The sequence below is a fragment of the Sulfitobacter sp. S223 genome, from assembly GCF_025143825.1.
Lineage (GTDB): Bacteria > Pseudomonadota > Alphaproteobacteria > Rhodobacterales > Rhodobacteraceae > Sulfitobacter.
In genome coordinates, this window is record NZ_CP083560.1 from 937015 (window position 1) to 956751 (window position 19737).

Here is a 19737-nt window from a genome sequence, read left to right on the forward strand (position 1 = left end):
TATGCATATGGACGGTCTGCTGGTCATTTTGGCCCTCGTGGTGTTGGCGATACCTGTCACGGTTGTCGCTCTGGTGATCGGACAGTCCGGATTACGCAGCAGGCTCTCGGAGGCCGAAGACAAGATCGAGAGTTTGCAGCGCTCTCTTGATGACATGGGAAATGGTCGCGCCAAGCCATCTGCGAAAACGGCCGAGAAAGCGGCACCGCCAGAGCAGGCGGATATAGCGCAGCCCCGACCGGAGGCGCAGAAAGCGCCTGATCCCGTACAGCCCTCACAGCCAAAAGCGCAAAGCGCGCCACCGCCTCTTGTTAAATCCCCACCGGTTGAGTCGCGCCAACCATCGCCCATTGCCCAAGCGCTTGCCGATTTCGGACCATGGCTTCAGCAAAACTGGTTTTACGCGGTCTCCGCTGCGTCGCTTGCTCTGGCGGGGATTTTCCTAGTGCAATACGGGATGGAGAATGGCTTGCTGCCGCCGCGCGCGCGGGTGGCCGCAGCTCTGGGTTTTGGTGCGGCGCTGATCGGTGTGGGCGAATACATCCGCCGCAGGTTTGGTGACGATGTGCAATCTGCCTCGGCCTATCTACCGTCAGTGTTTTCGGGGGCAGGGATTGTTACCCTGTTCGGGGCCATTTTATCTGCGCGTATGCTGTATGATCTGATCGGGGGCGGTGCCGCCATGGCGGGCATGGTAGCTGTCGCGCTGGTCGCGGTTGTGCTGGGCTGGATGCACGGACCGCTGTTGGTCGCGGTCGGTGTGATTGGGGCGTATGGCGCGCCAGTGGTGCTGGGCAGTACCAGCACGGATGCCAGCCCCCTGTTTGGTTATTTCGCCATTGTCGCGCTGCTGGGTCTCGGGGTCGACACGATCCGGCGTTGGGGCTGGATTTCGGCGCTGACGCTGGCATTGGCCTACGTGATGGGCTTTGCAATCGTGCTGGGCGGCGGCGGGGCGACAGCATGGACCGGGCAGCTTTATTTCTTTGTACTGCCGTTGCTGGCAATCTTGGTACCTGCGCGCAGCCTGACGCCGGATCACGACGGACCGCCTGCGCTGCTGGGGGTGCTGGGCCGCCTGACGCTGGGCGCGAAAGAGCGTGGCGTTGCCTGGCCATCATTTCCGACGCTTCTGGCTTTTGCCAGCGTCGCGGCAAGCTGTTTTATCGTACTTACGATGTGGAAGCCGGGAGAGGCCGAAATCTGGCTTAGTGTCGGTGTGATGGCAGTATTGGCTTGCGCGCTTATCATGTGGTCACATCGCGCGCCTGCGCTTCAGGATGCAGCACTGCTGCCACTGGGCACGCTACTGCTGTCGGTATTTGCGCAAGCTGAAAACCGGCGCGTGAGTTATCGAAATTTCACGCAAACCTTCAGCGACAATCCGGAGGCGGCGTTTCCTTGGGTCGTGACCGTCGTGGTAGTTCTTGCTGCGTGCCTGTCAGTGCTGGCTTTGTGGCGGGCGCTGCGTGGCGGGCCGTTCGGCGTTATCTGGGCGGTTGTCGCCGCAGTTTATGCCCCCGCCATGGCTATTGTGCTTGAAATGGGATGGCGCCCTGCAGAGGTGATCGGCGCTTATCCGTGGGCGCTTCATGCTGCCGGGCTTGCCGTGCTGATGGCAATCTTTGCAGAGCGTCTGGCCCGTGCGGACGGCAACGCGCGCTTGCAGGTTAGCTTTGCAGTGATGTCGGCACTGGCCTGCTTGGCATTTGCTTTTGTGATCGTTCTAAGCGCGGTCGCACTGACAGTGGCACTGGCGGTGACCGTGATCGCTGCTGCGGCTCTTGATCGACAGTGGAACCTGCCACAGTTGGGCTGGTTTATCGCGGTCGGAGTGGTCACCCTTGGCTACCGGCTGGTGGTTGATCCGGGCCTCAATTATGCGGGCACAGGTCCTTTGCCGGGAGTCTTGCTGGCTTATGTCGGTACATTTGCGGCTTTCGTCGCGTCGCTTTGGCTGCTGCGTCCTTTGGTGCGCATGACCGCAAAGACCATGCTGGATTCAGCGGCTTGGTCAACGGCTGGCCTGACCGTGAGCATTCTGTTGCTGCGCTGGATCGAACGCGAGATCGGCGAGGATTTCATCAATACGCACTGGACCCTTGGTCTTAATGCCGCGATCTGGTTAGGACTGGCACTGGCGCAGCTGCAACGGACGGATGGGAAGTCCGCCGGTTTGCTAGCTAAAGTGCGCTGGACATTGGCCGCAGTTTTCACGTTGTTCGGGGGCGGGGCGCTATTGGGTGCACTGACCGAAGCGAACCCGCTGCTTGGCCCCTTCGTTCTCTACCCGCCGCTGGGTCAGGGCCCTCAGCCGGAGCATGTCTTTGGTCCGATTGTGTTCAACACACTTGCTGCAGCCTACCTGCTTCCGGCGCTGGTGCTACTGGCAGGCGCATGGCGGTTGCGCAGGATTGACCATGTTCTGCGGCTGACGCTGGCGGTTACTGGTGGCGCGTTGGCTGCTTTTTGGGCCTTCACCGCGATCCGGCACTTCTGGCAGGGGGGCGAACAGATGCCTTTGTCATGGGGGATCTCTCAGCCTGAACAGTATACTTACACGATCGTCTTGCTCGTGGCCGGTGCGGCGCTGTTCTATCAATCGCTTGCGCGACGCTCTGCGCTGGTCCGCAAAGCGGGTTTGGTGGTGATCGGGCTGGCTGTGGCCAAGGTGTTCGTGATTGATGTCAGTGATCTGGACGGGCTGACGCGGGTGTTCTCTTTGCTTGTTCTGGGTCTTGCGCTTGCGGCGCTGGCATGGCTCAACCGCTGGGCACAACAGCGGGACGGGATAGAAGATGCGGGCAGCACGCCTCCGACCCTCCCACCTGCGCAGGAGTAGCCAAGACAGGCTTGCCCCCCTCACAGAGCAGGCCTATAAGCCTGACCAAGATGACAGTACACCTGATCATACAGCGAATTACTTCCCCGGCGCTCAGCCAGTCCTGAGCCGCCGGGCAAAGGTGTTTGAGCCTCTCGCACCGACCCCATATTTCCAGACATTGCCTATGACAAAGGACGCCCCTTATGTGCGCCGAGACCCCCGACTATAAATCTACACTGAACCTTCCCAAGACCGATTTCCCGATGCGTGCCGGCCTGCCCAAGCGTGAGCCAGCGTGGCTAGAACGCTGGGAAGAGATGGGCGTATATGATCGCCTGCGCGAAAAAACCGGACGCAAACCTTTCATCCTGCATGACGGCCCTCCCTATGCGAACGGGCATCTGCACATCGGCCACGCGCTGAACAAAACGATCAAGGATATGATCGTGCGCAGCCACCAGATGATGGGCTTTGATGCGCGCTATATCCCCGGTTGGGATTGCCACGGTCTGCCCATCGAATGGAAGATCGAAGAGCAGTACCGCAAAAAGGGACGCGATAAGGATCAGGTGCCGATCAACGAATTCCGCGGCGAGTGCCGCAGCTTTGCCGAAGGCTGGGTCGATATCCAGCGCGAAGAGTTCAAGCGCCTCGGCATCACCGGCAACTGGAAGAACCCCTATCTGACGATGGACTTCCACGCCGAGCGGGTGATCGCGGAGGAATTCATGAAGTTCCTGATGACAGGCACGCTCTATCAAGGTTCCAAGCCTGTGATGTGGTCTCCGGTGGAGCAGACTGCACTGGCCGAGGCCGAGGTTGAGTATCACGACAAGGACAGCTTTACCGTTTGGGTGAAGTTTCAGGTTGTGGGCACAGGCGACGCGACATTGGATAGCGCGAAGGTCGTGATCTGGACCACTACACCTTGGACAATGCCGAGCAACAAGGCCGTGGTGTATGGCGCGGGCATCTCTTACGGTTTGTACGAGATCACCGGGCGGCCTGAAGAGTCGTGGGTCAAGATCGGCGACCGCTATCTGCTGGCTGATAATCTGGCCGAAGGCGTGCTGAAAGCCGCGCGTCTGGATGAGACGATGTACCGCCGTCTGTGCGACGTGAGCCAAGACGATCTGGCCAAAATCAAGCTGCAACACCCGCTTGCCGGGGCCGAGGGTGGCAATGGCGAATGGGACGATCTGCGCGACTTCCGTGCGGCTGACTTTGTGACCGATACCGAAGGCACAGGCTTTGTGCACTGCGCACCTTCACACGGGCTTGAGGAATATGACCTCTACCGTGAATTGGGCATGCTGGAGCAGGTGATCACCTATAACGTTAACCCCGATGGCCGCTATCGCGATGATCTGCCGTTCTTTGGCGGCAAGGCGATTCTGAAGCCGAACGGGAAAGAGGGCAACGCCAACTCTGCCGTGATCGACAAACTGGTCGAAGTCGGTGGCCTGCTGGCTCGTGGTAAGATCAAACACAGCTATCCGCACAGCTGGCGGTCCAAAGCACCGGTGATCTACCGCAACACACCGCAGTGGTTTGCTGCCATCGACCGCCCCGTTGGCGATGGTCAGGACCAGTTCGGAAAGACCATCCGCGAACGCGCGCTGACAGAAATCGACAACGTGAAATGGACGCCCAAATCGGGCCGTAACCGTCTGCACGCCATGATGGAAGCGCGCCCTGACTGGGTGCTGTCACGCCAGCGGGCATGGGGCGTGCCGCTGACCTGCTTCACGCTGAAAGGTGCGCTGCCGACCGATGCCAACTTCTTGCTGCGCAACGAAGAGGTAAATAAACGTATCGTCGAGGCGTTCGAAGCCGAAGGCGCTGACGCATGGTACGAGGAAGGCGCGAAGGAACGCTTCCTTGGCGGTATCGTCAATCCCGACGACTATAATCAGGTCATGGATATTCTGGACGTGTGGTTCGATTCCGGTTCGACACATGCCTTTACCCTGCGCGACCGCGAAGACGGATCGGACGATGGTATCGCTGATGTATACATGGAAGGGACCGACCAACACCGTGGCTGGTTCCATTCATCATTGCTGCAATCATGCGGGACCTATGGCCGCGCGCCTTACCGTCAGGTTGTGACACACGGTTTCACGCTGGATGCCAAAGGCATGAAAATGTCCAAATCCATCGGCAACACCATCGTTCCGCAAAAGATCGTGGACCAGTATGGTGCGGATATCCTGCGTTTGTGGGTGGCTCAGACCGACTACACGAATGATCAGCGGATCGGGGATGAAATCCTGAAAGGCACGGCTGACAGTTACCGCCGGTTGCGCAACACGATGCGCTATATGCTTGGCTCGCTGCCTGACTTCGATGCGTCAAAGGCAGTTGCGCAGGATGATATGCCAGAGCTTGAACAGCTGATGCTGCACAAGCTGGCGGTGCTGGATGGTGTGGTGCGTGACGGCTACGCGCGGTTTGATTTCCAGGGCGTGTTCCGCGCGATCTTTGATTTTGCCACGCTTGATCTGTCGTCTTTCTACTTCGATGTCCGCAAGGATGCGCTGTATTGCGATGGTGATACGCCACGCCGTCTTGCGGCGCTTACCGTGCTGGATCATCTCTATGCGCGGCTGACCACATGGCTTGCCCCTATTCTCCCTTTCACTATGGAAGAAGTCTGGCTTGAGCGGAACGGTCAGGAGACTTCGGTGCATTTGGTGGACTTCCCGGACACCCCGGCAGAATGGCGCAACGACGAACTGGCGGCGCGTTCTGAAAAAGTGCGCGCTGTGCGCCGCGTTGTTACCGGTGCCTTGGAAGAACAGCGGACCGCCAAGGTTATCGGTTCGTCGCTTGAGGCAGGGCCGACTGTCTATCTGTCCTCCGAGCTGGCAAAGATCGTCACGAACCCCGACACGTTTGCGGATCTGTGCATCACCAGCCAGATCACAATCGTAGAAGGGGACGCGCCTGAAGGTGCCTTTACCCTTGATGACGTCAAAGGCGTGGCCGTGATCTTTGCCAAGGCAGAGGGCGAGAAATGTGCACGCTGCTGGAAGGTACTGCCAGATGTCGGCACACATGCACATGAAGGTGTCTGCGGCCGCTGCGACGAAGCGATGTAATCTAGAAAAACCGAGCGCGGGGCAGGTCACACGGTCTGCCCCGCGTTCTTTGCGCATCATCCGGATTGAGCCTTTGATGCTCAGGCTCCATAATGCCTGCATGAAAACATGCACCGTTCCCACACAATTCGGCACCCTCATCCTCACGGAAGAAGACGGTTATATCACCGCGCTGAATTGGGGGCGTGGATCGGGCGAAGACAGCACCGAATTGCTGGAAGAAGCCCGCCGTCAGCTGCTGGCCTATGATGCAGGCACGCTAGAGACGTTTGATCTGCCGCTGCGCGTGCGCGGCTCTGATTTCCAGCGTGCGGTGTGTGACGCCATGTCTGCCATTCCCTTCGGAGAAACCTGCACCTACGGCGATATTTCGCGTCAGCTTGGCGTGCCTGCACAGGCCGTGGGGCAGGCCTGTGGTGGGAATCCCATACCTGTCATCATTCCGTGCCACCGTGTGATGGGGGCAAAGGGCCTGACAGGATTTTCAGGGGCAGGTGGGGTGGAGACCAAGGTTTCCCTGCTGCGCCATGAAGGCGCAGGGGGCTTTCTGCTTTAGATGTCGCGGCCGTCAAATAGGATTTGCTGCGCCAGACCTGCGAAAAGCAAGTAGATCGAGGTCACAACAAGTCCCCATTGAGCCCAGCTTTCGGGATGGAAATTCACCAAAGCTGCCCAGCCGGCGAAAAACGTCCACGCAAGCGCCATTGGCAGCGTGACTGCGCGCCAGCGTTCCGTACGCACTGGATGTACGAACTTGATTGGCAAAAACATGGTGATGGCCAAGAAGGTAACTAGAACAAGGCTGACGTACCACGGGATGCCAAGCGCGAAGATCACCAGCACCAGCATGTTCCAGCAGCCTGGAAATCCGGAAAACGAATTATCCTTTGTTTTCATGCGGGTATCTGCAAAGTACATTGCGCTGGCAAAGGTCACGATGATGATCATAAGCCATCCGCTCCATCCGTCCATCAGGCCCGACTTGAACAGGGCAAAGGCGGGGATGAAGACATAGGTCAGGTAATCGATGATCAAATCCAGCAACACGCCGTCAAACTCAGGCGCGTTTGTCTTTACATCATATTTGCGCGCCAACGGCCCGTCGATTCCGTCCACAAAGAAGGCGATCACCAGCCACAAGAACATCAGGTCATATTTTGCATCAACAGCTGCCAACATAGCAAGCATGGCGAAAACTGCGCCGGTTCCTGTCAGCAGGTGAACTGCGAGGGCTAATTTTTGTTTTGTCATAAGGGTGTCTCGCAAATCAGATGGTATCAAGCAAACAGAAAAACGGATCAGGCGCGCGGATGGGCGCTGTTGTACACTTCCATCAGACGCAGCGTGTCCACGGCCGTATAGGCTTGTGTGGTTGAAAGAGACGCGTGGCCCAGAAGTTCCTGAATGGCGCGCAAATCACCGCCTGCATCCAGTAGATGGGTGGCAAAGCTGTGGCGCATCGCATGCGGTGTCGCACTTGCAGGTAGGCCCAGTTGCATACGCGCGCTTGCCATGACCTTTTGGATCACCCCGGGCGAAAGCGCACCGCCGCGCACGCCTCGGAACAGCGGCCCTTTGGCTTCGCGCGCGTGTGGGCAGGCCTTTAGATAGGCGTCCACCGCAAGGCGCGCGGCAGGCAAGACCGGCACAACGCGTTCTTTACCACCCTTACCGGTAATGCGCAGAACCTGCGGCAAAGGCGCATCGGCACCAGTCAGGCCAAGCGCCTCGGATATCCGCAGGCCACAGCCCCACAGCAGGGTCAGCACGGCAACATCACGCGCAGCAACCCACGGGGCACGGGCCTGGGTTTCGACGCAGTCGATCAGCTCACGGGCCGCATCTACGGCCAAAGGGCGTGGCAATTTCTTGGTAAACTTCGGCGCGCGGGTGGAGAGAACGGCAGTCGGCTCAAACCCCTCACGCTCTGCCAGCCAGCGGTAGAAGGCTTTCACTGCCGACAACTTGCGCGCAAGGCTGCGCGGGCCAACGCCAGTGGTCCGGGTTTGAGCCATCCACGCGCGCATGTCGCTGACAGTGATCTTGGCCAGCGCGCCCAACCCATGCGGCGAGCCGTGATGAACACTCATAAAGGCCAAAAATTCGGTCACATCCCCGCGATAGGCCGTCAGCGTGTTCTCAGCGGCCCCTTTCAGGGCGCGCTGATGATCCAGCCAAGTTTTTAGGGCGTCGCGCGCAGCGGCGCTGATGGCAAGGGTGCTTGCCGGATCGCTCAAGACAGCCAGCGGCGCATTGTGCGCTCGAATATGCCGGTAAAGAAGGCCAGCAGGTCTGTGCCTTGTTGTGGGCCGAACATATGCGGGTCCTCAGACCCCATAACCAACATTCCGGGCAGGCGACCTGCGCCAAAGTCCAGCTTGAGGCAGGCTTCGGAGCGGATCCATTCGTAATTTGGACCATAGATGTGATCCGAGGCATCCTGGATCGAGCGCAGCGTAACTTGCCGCACGGTGCCGCCGCGGCCTTGGGTCAGGTAGCGGTCAATAAATCCGGGCTCTGCCACGTTAAGCACATCACCAAGGCGTTGAACGGCGGGATCTGTGTCATTCTGGACTGACTCCAGCACCAGTTTGACCGCATCAACGCGCAAAATCTCGGCGACTTCGCCGCCCAAATCGCGCAAAAAGGTCTCGAATTCTACCGGATCGAGCATCCGCAGAATGGCGCGGTGGATCTGATTGGTGCCTGCAAGGTTTTCATAAGCAGCGGCAATGACGCTGCGGTGGGTGTCTTCAAGACGGTCAAGCCGCGTCTCCAACCGCTCCATAGCGATGCCGCGCAGATCGACGATATTACCGCCCATCGCTTTTTCATTGGCCGCAATAAGCGCCTGCATGAGATCGTTGTCATCCAGAATCACATCGGGTTGCGAAATGATCGCCTCACGAAGGGCGTCTTCAATTTTTGGGCTGCTGCTCATGCTGCTCTCGTTTTGTTTCGACATCCTATAGCACGGCAGATTTATATTTTCTGCTCTTTTTTGCCCTGTTTTCAGGGGATAGTGCCAAATTTGCCGTGCGGGCGGAGGGCGGGCTGCCCATTCCCCTGATTTCTATGCGTCACGCGAAGTGCCGTTGTACTATGGAACATATACAAAGCAATATGCTGCAACCGTTTTTTCCGCCTAGCCCCGACCAACTGCGTGCTTTTCGGCCTGCTGGGCCTGATGGCAAGGGCGGCAATGATCCGCGAAGCGCAGGTTATCTTGCGTAAGACGGGAAAAATCCCTGACAAGACCGCTTGGCGGTTGGAATGGCGCGCAGGGCGGTTATGTTGGCCATGCTGTAGCTGTTTTTGCGCGGTCGCCGCTGTCCTCCGTTCCACTTAGCCATAAGGAAGCCCCCTTGGCGCAACAGATGTTCTTTGATGAAGGTGCATTGGTCGCTGTGTTGACCACACAACCGCTGGACCGTGCGCTGGATTACAAGGCGCCCGAAGGCGGCTGCCATCTGGGGGCGTTTGTCGAGGTACCGCTGGGTCCGCGCAAGGTGATCGGTGTCGTCTGGGGGCCGGGGCAGGGTGACTATGACTACAATAAAATCCGTTCGGTCATTCGGGTGCTTGATGTCTCGCCGATGCGCGCCGAGATGGTCAGCTTCCTTGAGAAATCCGCAGCCTATACGCTGACACCACTAAGCGCGATGCTGCGGCTGTGCACCCGTGCGCCGGGTTTGGGTGATCCGCCATCGATGCGCAAAGTTTACCGGCGTGGCACCGGAGAACCGGACCGCGTCACCAAGGCACGCACGCAGGTGTTGGAGACGTTGGCCGAATACGGTGATTTGTCTTTCACGCTTAAGGAACTGGCAGAAATGGCAGGGGTGACTTCGTCTGTCATCAAAGGGCTGATGAAGCAGGATGTCGTGCATGAAGAGGACAGTCCGCGCGATCAGCCATATCCGCGTCTTGATCCTGCCCTGCCAGGGAAAAAGCTGAGCGCGGATCAGGAGGCTGGTGCCAAGATGCTGGCAGAGGGCGTTGCCTCAGGCACTTATGGTACGACCTTGCTGCGCGGCGTCACCGGATCGGGCAAAACCGAAGTCTATCTGGAAGCCGTGGCTGCTGCCCTGCGAAGCGGACGGCAGGCGCTGGTGCTTTTGCCCGAGATCGCGCTCACATCCGAATTCCTGACTCGCGTCGAAGCGCGATTTGGCGCCAAACCTGCTGAGTGGCATTCGGGCGCGACGATGACAGAGCGGCGGCGGATTTGGCGCATGGTCGGGCAGGGGCAAGCGCAGCTGGTCATCGGAGCGCGGTCAGCTTTGTTTTTGCCGTTCCAGAATCTGGGTCTGATCGTGGTCGATGAAGAACACGACACTTCCTACAAACAAGAAGACGGCGTGCTGTATAATGCACGGGATATGGCGGTTCTGCGTGCCTCCATTTGCGGTGCGCATGTCGTGCTGGCCTCTGCCACGCCCAGCCTTGAGAGTTGGGCCAACGCGCAGGCAGGCAAATACACAAGACTTGAACTAACTTCGCGATTCGGCCCTGCGGTGATGCCGACGATGGGAACAATTGATATGCGGAGCGAGGGGCTGCCATCAGATAGGTGGGTGTCGCCAGCACTGAAGAAAGAAGTGGACGCGCGGATGGCGCGGGGTGAGCAGGCGATGCTGTTCATCAACCGCCGCGGATATGCGCCGGTGACCCTGTGTCGGGCCTGCGGGCACCAGATTGCATGCGATCACTGCGATGCGCGCATGGTCGAGCACCGTTTCCTTAAGCGGTTGATCTGCCATCAATGCGGCGAAAGCAAACCCATGCCAGAGGCGTGCCCGTCCTGCGAGGCCGTGGACAAGCTGGCCGCTGTTGGTCCCGGCGTGGAGCGCTTAGGCGAAGAGGCGGCCGCACTCTGGCCCGATGCACGCATCGCCACGCTTAGTTCTGACATGTACGGATCGGCGCGTGCCTTGAAGGCAGAGATCGCGGGAATTGCCGAAGGGGCGGCGGATATCATCATTGGCACGCAGCTGGTGGCCAAGGGACATAATTTTCCCAAACTGACACTGGTCGGTGTGATCGACGCGGACCTTGGGCTATCGGGCAGTGACTTGCGTGCGGCTGAACGCACGTTCCAGCTGATGCGTCAGGTGGCAGGGCGGGCAGGGCGCGCCGAAGCCCCCGGTACGGCGCTGTTGCAGACTTATCAACCCGACCATCCGGTCATCCGAGCGATTTTGGCAGGGGATGAGGAAGGCTTCTGGCAGGCTGAGGCGAAAGAGCGTGAGCAGGCAGGAATGCCACCCTATGGCAGGCTAGCCGGGATTATCCTAAGCGGCCCCGATGTTGCGGCGGTGTTCGAGGCGGGCAACCAGTTGGCCCGCAACGACCGTGCGCTGCGCGATGTAGGCGCACAGGTTTATGGTCCGGCTCCGGCCCCGATTGCACGGGTGCGCGGTCGCCATCGCGTGCGGCTTTTGGTCAAGGCAGACAAAAGCGTGGCTTTGCAGCGGGCGCTGGCCAAATGGGTCAGCCAAATCAAGCTCAAGGGCGACCTGCGTCTTGCTGTCGATATTGATCCGCAAAGCTTTTATTAGACCGGATTGAATTTTCCTCCGGTCGCAAAGGGCTTACCCTTGCTTTGCAATGCTCTTTCTTCACGCGCAGGACAAAGGCAATATTGCTATCGCTTTTGGACAATTGCGGGCGTAAAGCTGAGGCATGATAGAATATTTGACCCTCGACGATGCCAAAGACCAACCCGTCTGGCGGCGTCCTATTGCGCTTTTGTTTGTGATGGCCTTGGCCATGCCGATTGCGTTTTTTACTTGGTATGCGCTGCTAAACAACTTCGTGAAAGAAGTTGCGCAGTTTGACGGGGCGGATATCGGCCTGCTGCATACGATACGCGAAATCCCCGGTTTTCTGTCTTTTCTGGTTATTTTCCTGATCATCTTCGTGCGCGAGCAGATGCTGGGTCTGGTCTCGCTTATGCTGCTGGGGGCGGCCACAGCAGTGACGGCGTGGTTCCCGCAGTTGGCGGGTATCATGATCCTGACGTTCCTCAGTTCGGTCGGGTTCCATTACTATGAAACGGTGAACCAGTCTTTGCAGTTGCAGTGGCTTCCGCGTGACCGTGCGCCGCAGATTTTGGGCTGGTTGATGGCCACAGGTTCGGCGGCAACGTTCCTTGTGTATTTTGTGATCATGGTCCTCTGGGAGCCTCTGGGCCTGACGTATAACATCGTCTTTATGGCGGGCGGCGGCATTACCATTGCGGCGGCGCTTTTTGCCCTGCTGGCCTTTCCACAATATGAAAGCCCGCATCCACAGATCAAGCGGCTGGTGTTGCGCAAGCGTTACTGGCTGTACTATGCGCTGCAATTCATGTCGGGCGCGCGGCGGCAGATCTTTATGGTATTTGCCGGCTTTATGATGGTCGAAAAGTTCGGCTTTGCGGTGCATGAGGTTGCGGGCCTATATCTCATCAACCTTGTGCTCAACATGCTGATTGCTCCGGTTCTTGGGCGGGTTGTGGCGCGCTTTGGTGAGCGCAACGCGCTGTTGTTCGAATATACTGGTCTGGTCTGTGTGTTCCTTGCTTATGGTGGCGTCTACTTTTTTGATTGGGGCTTTCAGATCGCCGCTGTGCTTTATGTACTGGACCATATGTTCTTTGGGTTGGCGTTGGCGCTCAAAACCTACTTCCAGAAAATTGGCGCCCCTGGCGACATGGCGCCAACGGCGGCGGTGGCCTTTACCATCAATCACATTGCGGCGGTTTTTCTGCCTGTGATGTTGGGGTTGTTGTGGTTGGTGTCACCGGCGGCGGTGTTCTTTCTGGCCGCTGGTATGGCGTTCGTGTCGTTCCTGTTGGCCACGCTGATTCCGCGCCACCCGGATGAGGGCAACGAGACGGTTTTTGTGGAGCGCAGGCTCAAAGTGGCTAAATGAGCGCCCAGGGCCGTTTTCTCACAGGCTCCACAATGGGGCATGTCGTGCGGATGACGGCCACTGGCGCGCTTGGGATTACTTTTGTCTTTATCGTAGATGCGGCGAACCTGTTGTGGGTGTCCCAATTGGGCGACAAGCAGTTGGTCGCGGCAATTGGCTTTGCTTATGCGGTCCAGTTCTTTTCTGTTTCGGTCGCGGTTGGGCTGATGATCGCGGCGACGGCCGTCGTTTCCCGTTCTATTGGCGCAGGAGATCGGGAAAGTGCGCGGCGGCAAGCTGGCGCTGCTGTTGTGATTGCGGCCAGCGCGCTGGTTGTCGTTGCGACCTTGATCGTGGTGTTCAGGCACCAACTGGTCGGCTTTGCCGGCGCACAGGGAGAGACAGCCCGACTGGCCGCGCGCTACCTTGCGATCACAATCCCTTCTCTTGTCCCTATGTCAGCAGCGCTGGTCATGTCAGGCACGCTGCGTGCGGACGGCTACGGTGCCAAGGCGATGTATATCACGCTGTTTGCCGGCACGGTTCTGTTGGTGATTGATCCCTTCCTTATTTACTATTGGGGTTGGGGGCTGGACGGGGCGGCTGCTGGCCTTGTCCTGTTCCGCTTTGCGCTGTTGGCCCTGGCTGTGCGCTTTGCCATTTTTGAGATGAACCTTGTGGACAAGCCACGGTTCAGCACGTTGCGCAGCATTGGCGCGCCGTTCATTGCGGTGGCAATACCGGCGATAGCAACACAGATGAGCACGCCTGTAGGCAACTATCTTCTGACCATTGTCATGGCGCCGTTTGGTGACGATGCGGTGGCGGCATGGGCGGTTGTCGGACGGCTCACGGTGGTTGTGTTTGGTGGAATCTTCGCATTATCAGGCGCGATCGGCGGAATTTTTGGCCAGAACTTTGGCGCGGACCAGTTGGACCGCGTGCGTGGTACCTACCGCGATGCGCTGCTGTTCTGTTTTCTGTATACGTTGGTCGCTTGGGGGCTTTTCGTTGCGCTGGTACCTTATGTCATCGGTGCATTTGGCCTGATAGGGCAGGGCGCGGATGTATTGATGGCGTTCGTCCAGATCGGCGTGGGCGGATTTATCTTTTTCGGGGCGCTGTTTGTTTCAAATGCGGCCTTCAACAATCTTGGCAAACCCGCGCGCTCGACTCTGGTAAACTGGACCAAGGACGGCTTGCTGAGCATGCCCGCCGCGCTGTGGTTCTCTGGCGTATTCGGCGCAGCTGGTGTGATATACGGGCAGGCGGCTGCGGGTATCACAGTGGGCGCAGTTTCCGCAATTTGGGGATGGTTCTATGTGAAGGGTCTGAAAGCCGATGCACCGGAAGCCCTTGACCTCACACCGCCGCCCCCCTACCCGAACCCTGACAGACACAGGAGCCGATAGATGCCTACCTTTACCGCACTGACCACGCTGACCGGCCGCGAGCCTGCCTATAAATTGGGTGAGGCAATGGAAGGCATGACGCCCGAACCGACAGGCGTGGGCGTGTTCGAGATGGAAGACGGCTCCGGTCTGTGGGAAGTCGGTGGCTATTTTGAGGAAGAACCCGATGCAATGGCGCTTGCGGTTCTGGCTGCGGCCATGGGCGCGAAGACCTTTGTTGTCTCTGAACTGCCTGAAACCGATTGGGTCGCCCATGTGCGCCGTGAGCTTGCGCCGGTCGAGGCTGGGCGCTTCTTTGTCTATGGTAGTCATGACGCAGATAAAGTGCCCTCCGACTGTGAACCGCTGCTGATTGAGGCCGCGATGGCGTTCGGCACCGGACACCACGGCACCACACTGGGCTGCTTGCGCGCGCTGGACCGGTTGGCGAACGGTGGATTCGTCGGCAAGCGCGTTGTCGACATCGGCTGCGGCACTGCCGTGTTGGCGATGGCAGCTGCACGGATCTGGGAAGATCAGGTGCTGGCATCTGATATTGACGAAGTTGCAGTGGATGTGGCGCAGGTCAATGTCGTTGCGAACGATCTAGAAGGCCGCGTGACCTGCGTAGAGGCAGCAGGCTTTGATCACCCCGCGTTGGCGCAGGCCGCCCCGTTTGATCTGGTGTTCGCAAACATTCTTAAAGGGCCGCTTGTGGCTCTTGCGCCGGATATGGCCGGTGCAATGGCACCCGAAGGCTATGCGATTCTCTCAGGTATCCTGAACGAGCAGGCAGACGAAGTGATCGAGGTTTATGCACAATCTGGCATCAATCTACATCACAGAGAAAGTATTGGTGACTGGACGACGATAGTGCTTCGGAAAATGAACTAGAATATACCTCATTTGACTTCAGTTTGCCCTATTTGCCTCATTTCGGCCACATTCTTTGGTTAGTTATTTCTTAACATTGGTGGGGGCTGATGTTGAGAGAGACCACTGTCATGGTTTACACACGAGACGATTTTAACACGCGTTTGAACAACGTGGACGGAAAGCGGTCCAAGCTTATTCGCCGCGGTTACACCACGCGTGTTGATAATAATGGCATCATTATCGCAAAGCCAAAACCGATGCGTTTGCGTCTGCCTGTAAAAGGCGCGTTCCTGATGGTTCTGTGTTTTCTCGGTCTCAAGGCATTCATGCTTTATGCGAATGGTCCAGAAACATACAATGAACGCCTTGCGACCTTGCAGAACGGTTCGATTGTCGAGCAGTGGGGCGCAGTTGTTTTGGTCGTCGATCCAGCCACGCAGTTCTTCGCGGATCAGCTTGCATACCTGATACACTAATCACCAAATTACCTAGGCTGTGAACTTCCCGGGGGGGATTTGCTGCATTAGGCTATTGCGCGTGTGTTGTTTGCGCAAAAAGAAAAGGCCGCTTCGGATATTGCCCGACGCGGCCTTTTTGATTTCCGGTCCAAACTACGCGACCCATTTTTACAGTTTCGGAAAACTGCAAAACGCTAAAAGCACGCAATGCGTGGCTTTGGCGTGGCCAGGTCTTCTGTCGTATCTGGTGCCGCCTCAGCGGATCATAGCACTGCGCGCTACGGAGTCGATGTCGCCACGCTCAAGACCGATGTCCGCCAGCTCGCGGTCTGTCAGGCCTGCCAGTGCTCTGGTGGTGATGCGGGCATCATTCCACGCGTTAACTGTGTTTGCCATATCGGCAACAAATGCGCATGCGCGGTTTGCAAAGGATGCAACACCATAGGTGGTGCGGGATGTGTCAAAAGCAGCCATTGGAGCCGTCCTTAATTTAGAGAGTTGTTGCTGACGTTTTCAGCGTTCTGATGCCCAAATAGGCAGAGTGAGAACATCAGGCAAGGGATAGCGCTGCACGGCTGCTATGCACTTTCTGCATAGCAGCATTTGACGGCTAATTTGTCGTATTTTATGGTAAATCAGGGGCGCAAACGGTGTCGTTTTTCATACCTGATGTGCCGCATTTTTCTGCGCTGCAGCAGAATGGTTTGAAAGCGACAGTTCGTCGGTCACAAACGATTGGTGTGTGGAAAGAAGTAGGCAATGTTCGCGTTTCGTGCTACTGCAACCAAAAAGCAACAATACCAAGGGGCATGGGTGAATGATCAGGGTAATCGGTATTGATCCGGGGCTGCGAAACATGGGTTGGGGTGTCATCGATGTGGCGGGATCCAAGCTGAGTCATGTGGCAAACGGAATCTGTCATTCGCAAACGGGTATGGATCTTGCGGAACGTCTGCTGACATTACACGCGCAGCTTACGCGTATTTTTGTGACCTACCGGCCCCAGACGGCTGCGGTTGAGCATACATTTGTGAATAAGGATGGTGTGGCGACACTCAAGCTGGGACAGGCGCGGGGCATCGCCCTGCTGGTGCCCGCGCAGATGGGCCTGACCGTTGGGGAATATGCGCCTAACAATGTGAAAAAGACAGTGGTCGGTGTCGGGCATGCCGACAAGGGACAGATCGCGCATATGGTGCGGATGCAATTGCCCGGCGTTCAGTTTGAAGGGCCGGATGCTGCGGATGCATTGGCTATTGCGATCACTCATGCGCATCATGGCGGTGCATCCAACTTTGCAGCGGCAGTCGCGAGGGCGAGCGCATGATCGGAAAGATTACCGGACGGATCGAATATCGCGCACCGGATCATGTGCTGATTGATGTGCGTGGTGTTGGATATCTTGTCTATTGCTCCGACCGGACTTTGGCAGGTTTGCCGGGCGTTGGTGAAGTGGCCGCTGTCTATACTGATCTGTTGGTGCGCGAAGACCTGATGCAGCTTTTCGGTTTTGCGACCCTGGCAGAGAAAGAGTGGCACCGCTTGCTGACGTCGGTTCAGGGCGTCGGCGCGAAGGCGTCACTGGCTATTCTTGGGGCGCTTGGCCCTGACGGGGTAAGCCGGGCGATTGCCTTGGGTGATTGGAATGCGGTCAAGGTGGCCAAGGGTATCGGCCCGAAGATTGCGCAGCGCGTCGTATTGGACCTGAAAGACAAGGCACCGGGGATGATGGCTATGGGCGGCTCCGTCGCGCAAGCGACAGGCGATGCTGAAGCCGAAGTAATTGAGAAACCGGCCCCGCGCAGCGCCCCTGCGCAAGCGCCCAATGCCAGCGCCCAATCAGAGGCGCTGTCGGCGTTGTCGAATCTGGGATACGGTCCCGGTGATGCTGCGGGTGCGGTCGCGCGCGCAGCAGGTGAGGCACCAGATGCTGATACACCTACGTTGATCCGTGCGGCGTTGAAACTTCTGGCACCTAAAGAGTAATGTACGCTCGACAGGCCCTTGGGGCATATTTCGCTTGGGGGCGGCATGATTGATAGTGATCCAATAGTACGACCCGAGGGAATGCCCGAGGATTTCGACCGCGCCTTGCGTCCGCAAATGCTGGACGAATTTGTCGGGCAAGCAGAGGCGCGCGCGAACCTCAAGGTGTTCATCCAAAGTGCCAGACAGCGTGAAGAAGCCATGGACCACACGCTGTTCCACGGCCCTCCGGGGCTGGGTAAAACGACGTTGGCACAGATTATGGCGCGCGAATTGGGGGTGGGGTTCCGGATGACCTCTGGGCCGGTTCTGGCAAAGGCGGGCGATCTGGCGGCGATCCTCACCAACCTTGAGGCGCGCGACGTTTTGTTCATCGACGAAATCCACCGTCTGAATCCTGCGGTTGAGGAGGTTTTGTATCCTGCGTTGGAGGATTTCGAGCTTGATCTGGTTATCGGTGAGGGGCCTGCAGCGCGCACCGTTCGGATCGAATTACAGCCGTTTACGCTGGTCGGGGCAACAACGCGGATGGGGTTGCTGACCACACCGCTGCGCGACCGCTTCGGCATCCCGACGCGATTGCAGTTCTACACCGAAGACGAACTCTTCATCATAGTCGAGCGTAATGCGCGCAAGCTTGGCGCACCCGCAGACGAGGGCGGCGCACGAGAAATTGCCAAGCGCGCGCGCGGCACGCCACGCATTGCAGGCCGCTTGCTGCGTCGTGTGGTCGATTTTGCCGTGGTCGAAGGTGATGGCCGCGTGACGCGTGCCTTGGCTGACATGGCATTGACCCGTTTGGGTGTGGACCATCTTGGGCTGGATGGCGCAGATCGCCGCTACCTGCGGCTGATTGCAGAAAATTATCAGGGCGGACCTGTGGGCATCGAGACGATGTCTGCCGCCCTTTCTGAGTCTCGCGATGCGTTGGAAGAAGTGATTGAGCCGTTCCTATTGCAGCAAGGTTTGATCCAGCGCACACCGAGGGGCCGCATGTTGGCGCAAAAGGCATGGGCGCATCTGGGCATGGAGCCGCCCAAACGCGATGTTGATCTGTTTGGCTGACGGCGTGCTTTGGATATTTTTGGCCAAAAGAAATAGGATTTGAAAGCGATGGAACCGGAGCAGATTGAAGCACTGTTTACGCGTGAAGACGGGCAATTCGTGTTTGCGCGTTGGGGGCGGCCGATTGCTCCTGTTGTGTTCGGTGTGCAGGAAGAAACCTTGCAGGTGGTCAAGGGCGCGCTCGAGGCGGTGACCGCTTTGGCTGGACATAAAATGGCCGAGACGGACATGGAGCTTGGTTCCAACCTGATGGTGTTCTTCTTTGAGCAATGGGAAGAGCTGCTGGATGTGCCGGGAATGGATCGGTTGGTGCCTGAACTGGACGGTCTGGTGGGTAAACTCAGGGACGTTGATGCGAACCAGTACAGGTTTTTCCGCTTCGACGAGGCGGGCGCGATCAAGGCGTGTTTTGTTTTCTTGCGCATGGACGAACATCTGAGCGCGGTGCCTGCGCAGACGCTGGCGCTGAGCCAGATTGTGCAATCGTATTTGTTATGGTCCGATACTGCTTTTCGGGATCAGTCGCCTTTGGCGATGGCGGGGGATACCACGATTTTGCGGCCGGATGTGGCTGGTCTGATCAGGGCGGCTTATGATCCGGTGTTACCTGCCGCGGCGATGGACAGCAGTCATGCGCTGCGACTCTATGCGCGGATGAAGGCAGGAGGTATTCAATGATCCACCGCAAGGAAATCCGCGTTTATTACGAAGACACCGATATGGCGGGGATCGTTTATTACGCCAACTACCTGCGCTATATTGAACGGGCACGCAGTGACTGGGTACGTGAGGTTGGGATTGATCAACTGGCCATGAAAGAGGCTGGCGTTGTCTTCGCCGTGCGGCGTGTTGAGGCGGATTATGTCACCCCTGCGCGCTTTGACGACGTGCTGGAGGTGCGCACTACTTTGGACAGTTTGAGCCCTGCGCGTATGGTTATGATGCAAGAGGTCTGGCGTAATGATGTCCTGATTTTTACGGCCAAGGTGCTGATTGTTTGCATCGGTGCCAGCGGAAAACCGGTGCGTCTGCCAGCGGAATGTCGCCTGCTTGAAATGTGATCTGGCAGTGCTGCGCTTGGCTCTCGCTTTTTGCCTTGCGCTGGGATAGATTCTACTCAAATGGAGCCTGAGAAC

The 19737-nt window shown here is 57.9% G+C and carries 17 protein-coding genes; 13 read left to right on the plus strand and 4 right to left on the minus strand.

Going from position 1 to position 19737, the window contains the following annotated elements; translation table 11 throughout:
* Positions 1 to 7 precede the first annotated feature (7 nt).
* From K3757_RS04755 to K3757_RS04765, 3 genes are all read left to right on the plus strand, one after another.
* Positions 8 to 2842 carry a DUF2339 domain-containing protein gene (locus K3757_RS04755; protein ID WP_259999823.1) on the plus strand — a complete coding sequence of 945 codons (2835 nt, stop codon included), beginning with the start codon at positions 8 to 10 and terminating at the stop codon, positions 2840 to 2842.
* Between the two features lie 185 nt (positions 2843 to 3027).
* The gene (gene ileS, locus K3757_RS04760; RefSeq protein ID WP_259999824.1) at positions 3028 to 5928 is read left to right on the plus strand and encodes an isoleucine--tRNA ligase; all 2901 of its coding nucleotides are present in this window, start codon (positions 3028 to 3030) and stop codon (positions 5926 to 5928) included.
* Between the two features lie 100 nt (positions 5929 to 6028).
* The gene (locus tag K3757_RS04765; RefSeq protein ID WP_259999825.1) at positions 6029 to 6484 is read left to right on the plus strand and encodes a methylated-DNA--[protein]-cysteine S-methyltransferase; all 456 of its coding nucleotides are present in this window, start codon (positions 6029 to 6031) and stop codon (positions 6482 to 6484) included.
* Here the strand turns inward: K3757_RS04765 and K3757_RS04770 are convergent.
* The 3 genes from K3757_RS04770 to K3757_RS04780 are packed head-to-tail and all read right to left on the minus strand — an operon-like array spanning position 6481 to position 8869.
* Complete coding sequence (locus tag K3757_RS04770; protein ID WP_259999826.1) at positions 6481 to 7179, minus strand: phosphatidylcholine/phosphatidylserine synthase; 699 nt, start codon at positions 7177 to 7179, stop codon at positions 6481 to 6483. The genes K3757_RS04765 and K3757_RS04770 overlap by 4 nt on opposite strands.
* A 47-nt stretch (positions 7180 to 7226) precedes the next feature.
* Positions 7227 to 8165, minus strand: coding sequence for a tyrosine recombinase XerC (locus tag K3757_RS04775; protein ID WP_259999827.1), 939 nt, complete (start codon positions 8163 to 8165; stop codon positions 7227 to 7229).
* Positions 8162 to 8869, minus strand: a complete 708-nt coding sequence (locus K3757_RS04780; RefSeq protein WP_259999828.1) for a DUF484 family protein — start codon at positions 8867 to 8869, stop codon at positions 8162 to 8164. The genes K3757_RS04775 and K3757_RS04780 overlap by 4 nt, the downstream gene beginning before the upstream one ends.
* A gap of 436 nt (positions 8870 to 9305) precedes the next feature.
* Between K3757_RS04780 and K3757_RS04785 the strand changes: the two genes are divergently transcribed.
* The 5 genes from K3757_RS04785 (at position 9306) to K3757_RS04805 (ending at position 15568) form a co-directional block, all read left to right on the plus strand.
* Positions 9306 to 11489 carry a primosomal protein N' gene (locus K3757_RS04785; protein WP_260001182.1) on the plus strand — a complete coding sequence of 728 codons (2184 nt, stop codon included), beginning with the start codon at positions 9306 to 9308 and terminating at the stop codon, positions 11487 to 11489.
* A gap of 124 nt (positions 11490 to 11613) precedes the next feature.
* Positions 11614 to 12846, plus strand: coding sequence for an MFS transporter (locus K3757_RS04790; protein WP_259999829.1), 1233 nt, complete (start codon positions 11614 to 11616; stop codon positions 12844 to 12846).
* Positions 12843 to 14237: an MATE family efflux transporter gene (locus K3757_RS04795; RefSeq protein ID WP_259999830.1), complete on the plus strand. Its 1395-nt coding sequence runs from the start codon at positions 12843 to 12845 to the stop codon at positions 14235 to 14237. The genes K3757_RS04790 and K3757_RS04795 overlap by 4 nt, the downstream gene beginning before the upstream one ends.
* Positions 14238 to 15110 carry a 50S ribosomal protein L11 methyltransferase gene (locus K3757_RS04800; protein WP_259999831.1) on the plus strand — a complete coding sequence of 291 codons (873 nt, stop codon included), beginning with the start codon at positions 14238 to 14240 and terminating at the stop codon, positions 15108 to 15110. It abuts the gene before it with no gap.
* A 110-nt stretch (positions 15111 to 15220) separates the two neighbouring features.
* The gene (locus K3757_RS04805) at positions 15221 to 15568 is read left to right on the plus strand and encodes a hypothetical protein (RefSeq protein WP_259999832.1); all 348 of its coding nucleotides are present in this window, start codon (positions 15221 to 15223) and stop codon (positions 15566 to 15568) included.
* A gap of 237 nt (positions 15569 to 15805) precedes the next feature.
* Here K3757_RS04805 and K3757_RS04810 read toward each other — a convergent pair whose 3' ends face one another.
* On the minus strand, positions 15806 to 16024 hold the full coding sequence (locus tag K3757_RS04810) for a DUF1127 domain-containing protein (RefSeq protein ID WP_259999833.1): 219 nt from the start codon (positions 16022 to 16024) through the stop codon (positions 15806 to 15808).
* Between the two features lie 346 nt (positions 16025 to 16370).
* Between K3757_RS04810 and ruvC the strand changes: the two genes are divergently transcribed.
* From ruvC to ybgC, 5 genes are read left to right on the plus strand one after another with little or no spacing between them, the layout of a single operon-like run.
* Complete coding sequence (ruvC, locus tag K3757_RS04815; protein ID WP_260001183.1) at positions 16371 to 16877, plus strand: crossover junction endodeoxyribonuclease RuvC; 507 nt, start codon at positions 16371 to 16373, stop codon at positions 16875 to 16877.
* Positions 16874 to 17536, plus strand: coding sequence for a Holliday junction branch migration protein RuvA (gene ruvA / locus K3757_RS04820; protein ID WP_259999834.1), 663 nt, complete (start codon positions 16874 to 16876; stop codon positions 17534 to 17536). The genes ruvC and ruvA overlap by 4 nt, the downstream gene beginning before the upstream one ends.
* Before the next feature lie 45 nt (positions 17537 to 17581).
* Positions 17582 to 18601 (plus strand): Holliday junction branch migration DNA helicase RuvB, encoded by a 1020-nt coding sequence (ruvB, locus tag K3757_RS04825; RefSeq protein ID WP_259999835.1) that lies wholly within the window; start codon positions 17582 to 17584, stop codon positions 18599 to 18601.
* Positions 18602 to 18649: 48 nt separating this feature from the next.
* Positions 18650 to 19279: a hypothetical protein gene (locus K3757_RS04830; protein ID WP_259999836.1), complete on the plus strand. Its 630-nt coding sequence runs from the start codon at positions 18650 to 18652 to the stop codon at positions 19277 to 19279.
* Positions 19276 to 19662: a tol-pal system-associated acyl-CoA thioesterase gene (gene ybgC / locus K3757_RS04835; RefSeq protein ID WP_259999837.1), complete on the plus strand. Its 387-nt coding sequence runs from the start codon at positions 19276 to 19278 to the stop codon at positions 19660 to 19662. Before K3757_RS04830 ends, ybgC begins: the two co-directional genes overlap by 4 nt.
* The last annotated feature ends 75 nt before the right edge of the window (positions 19663 to 19737 follow it).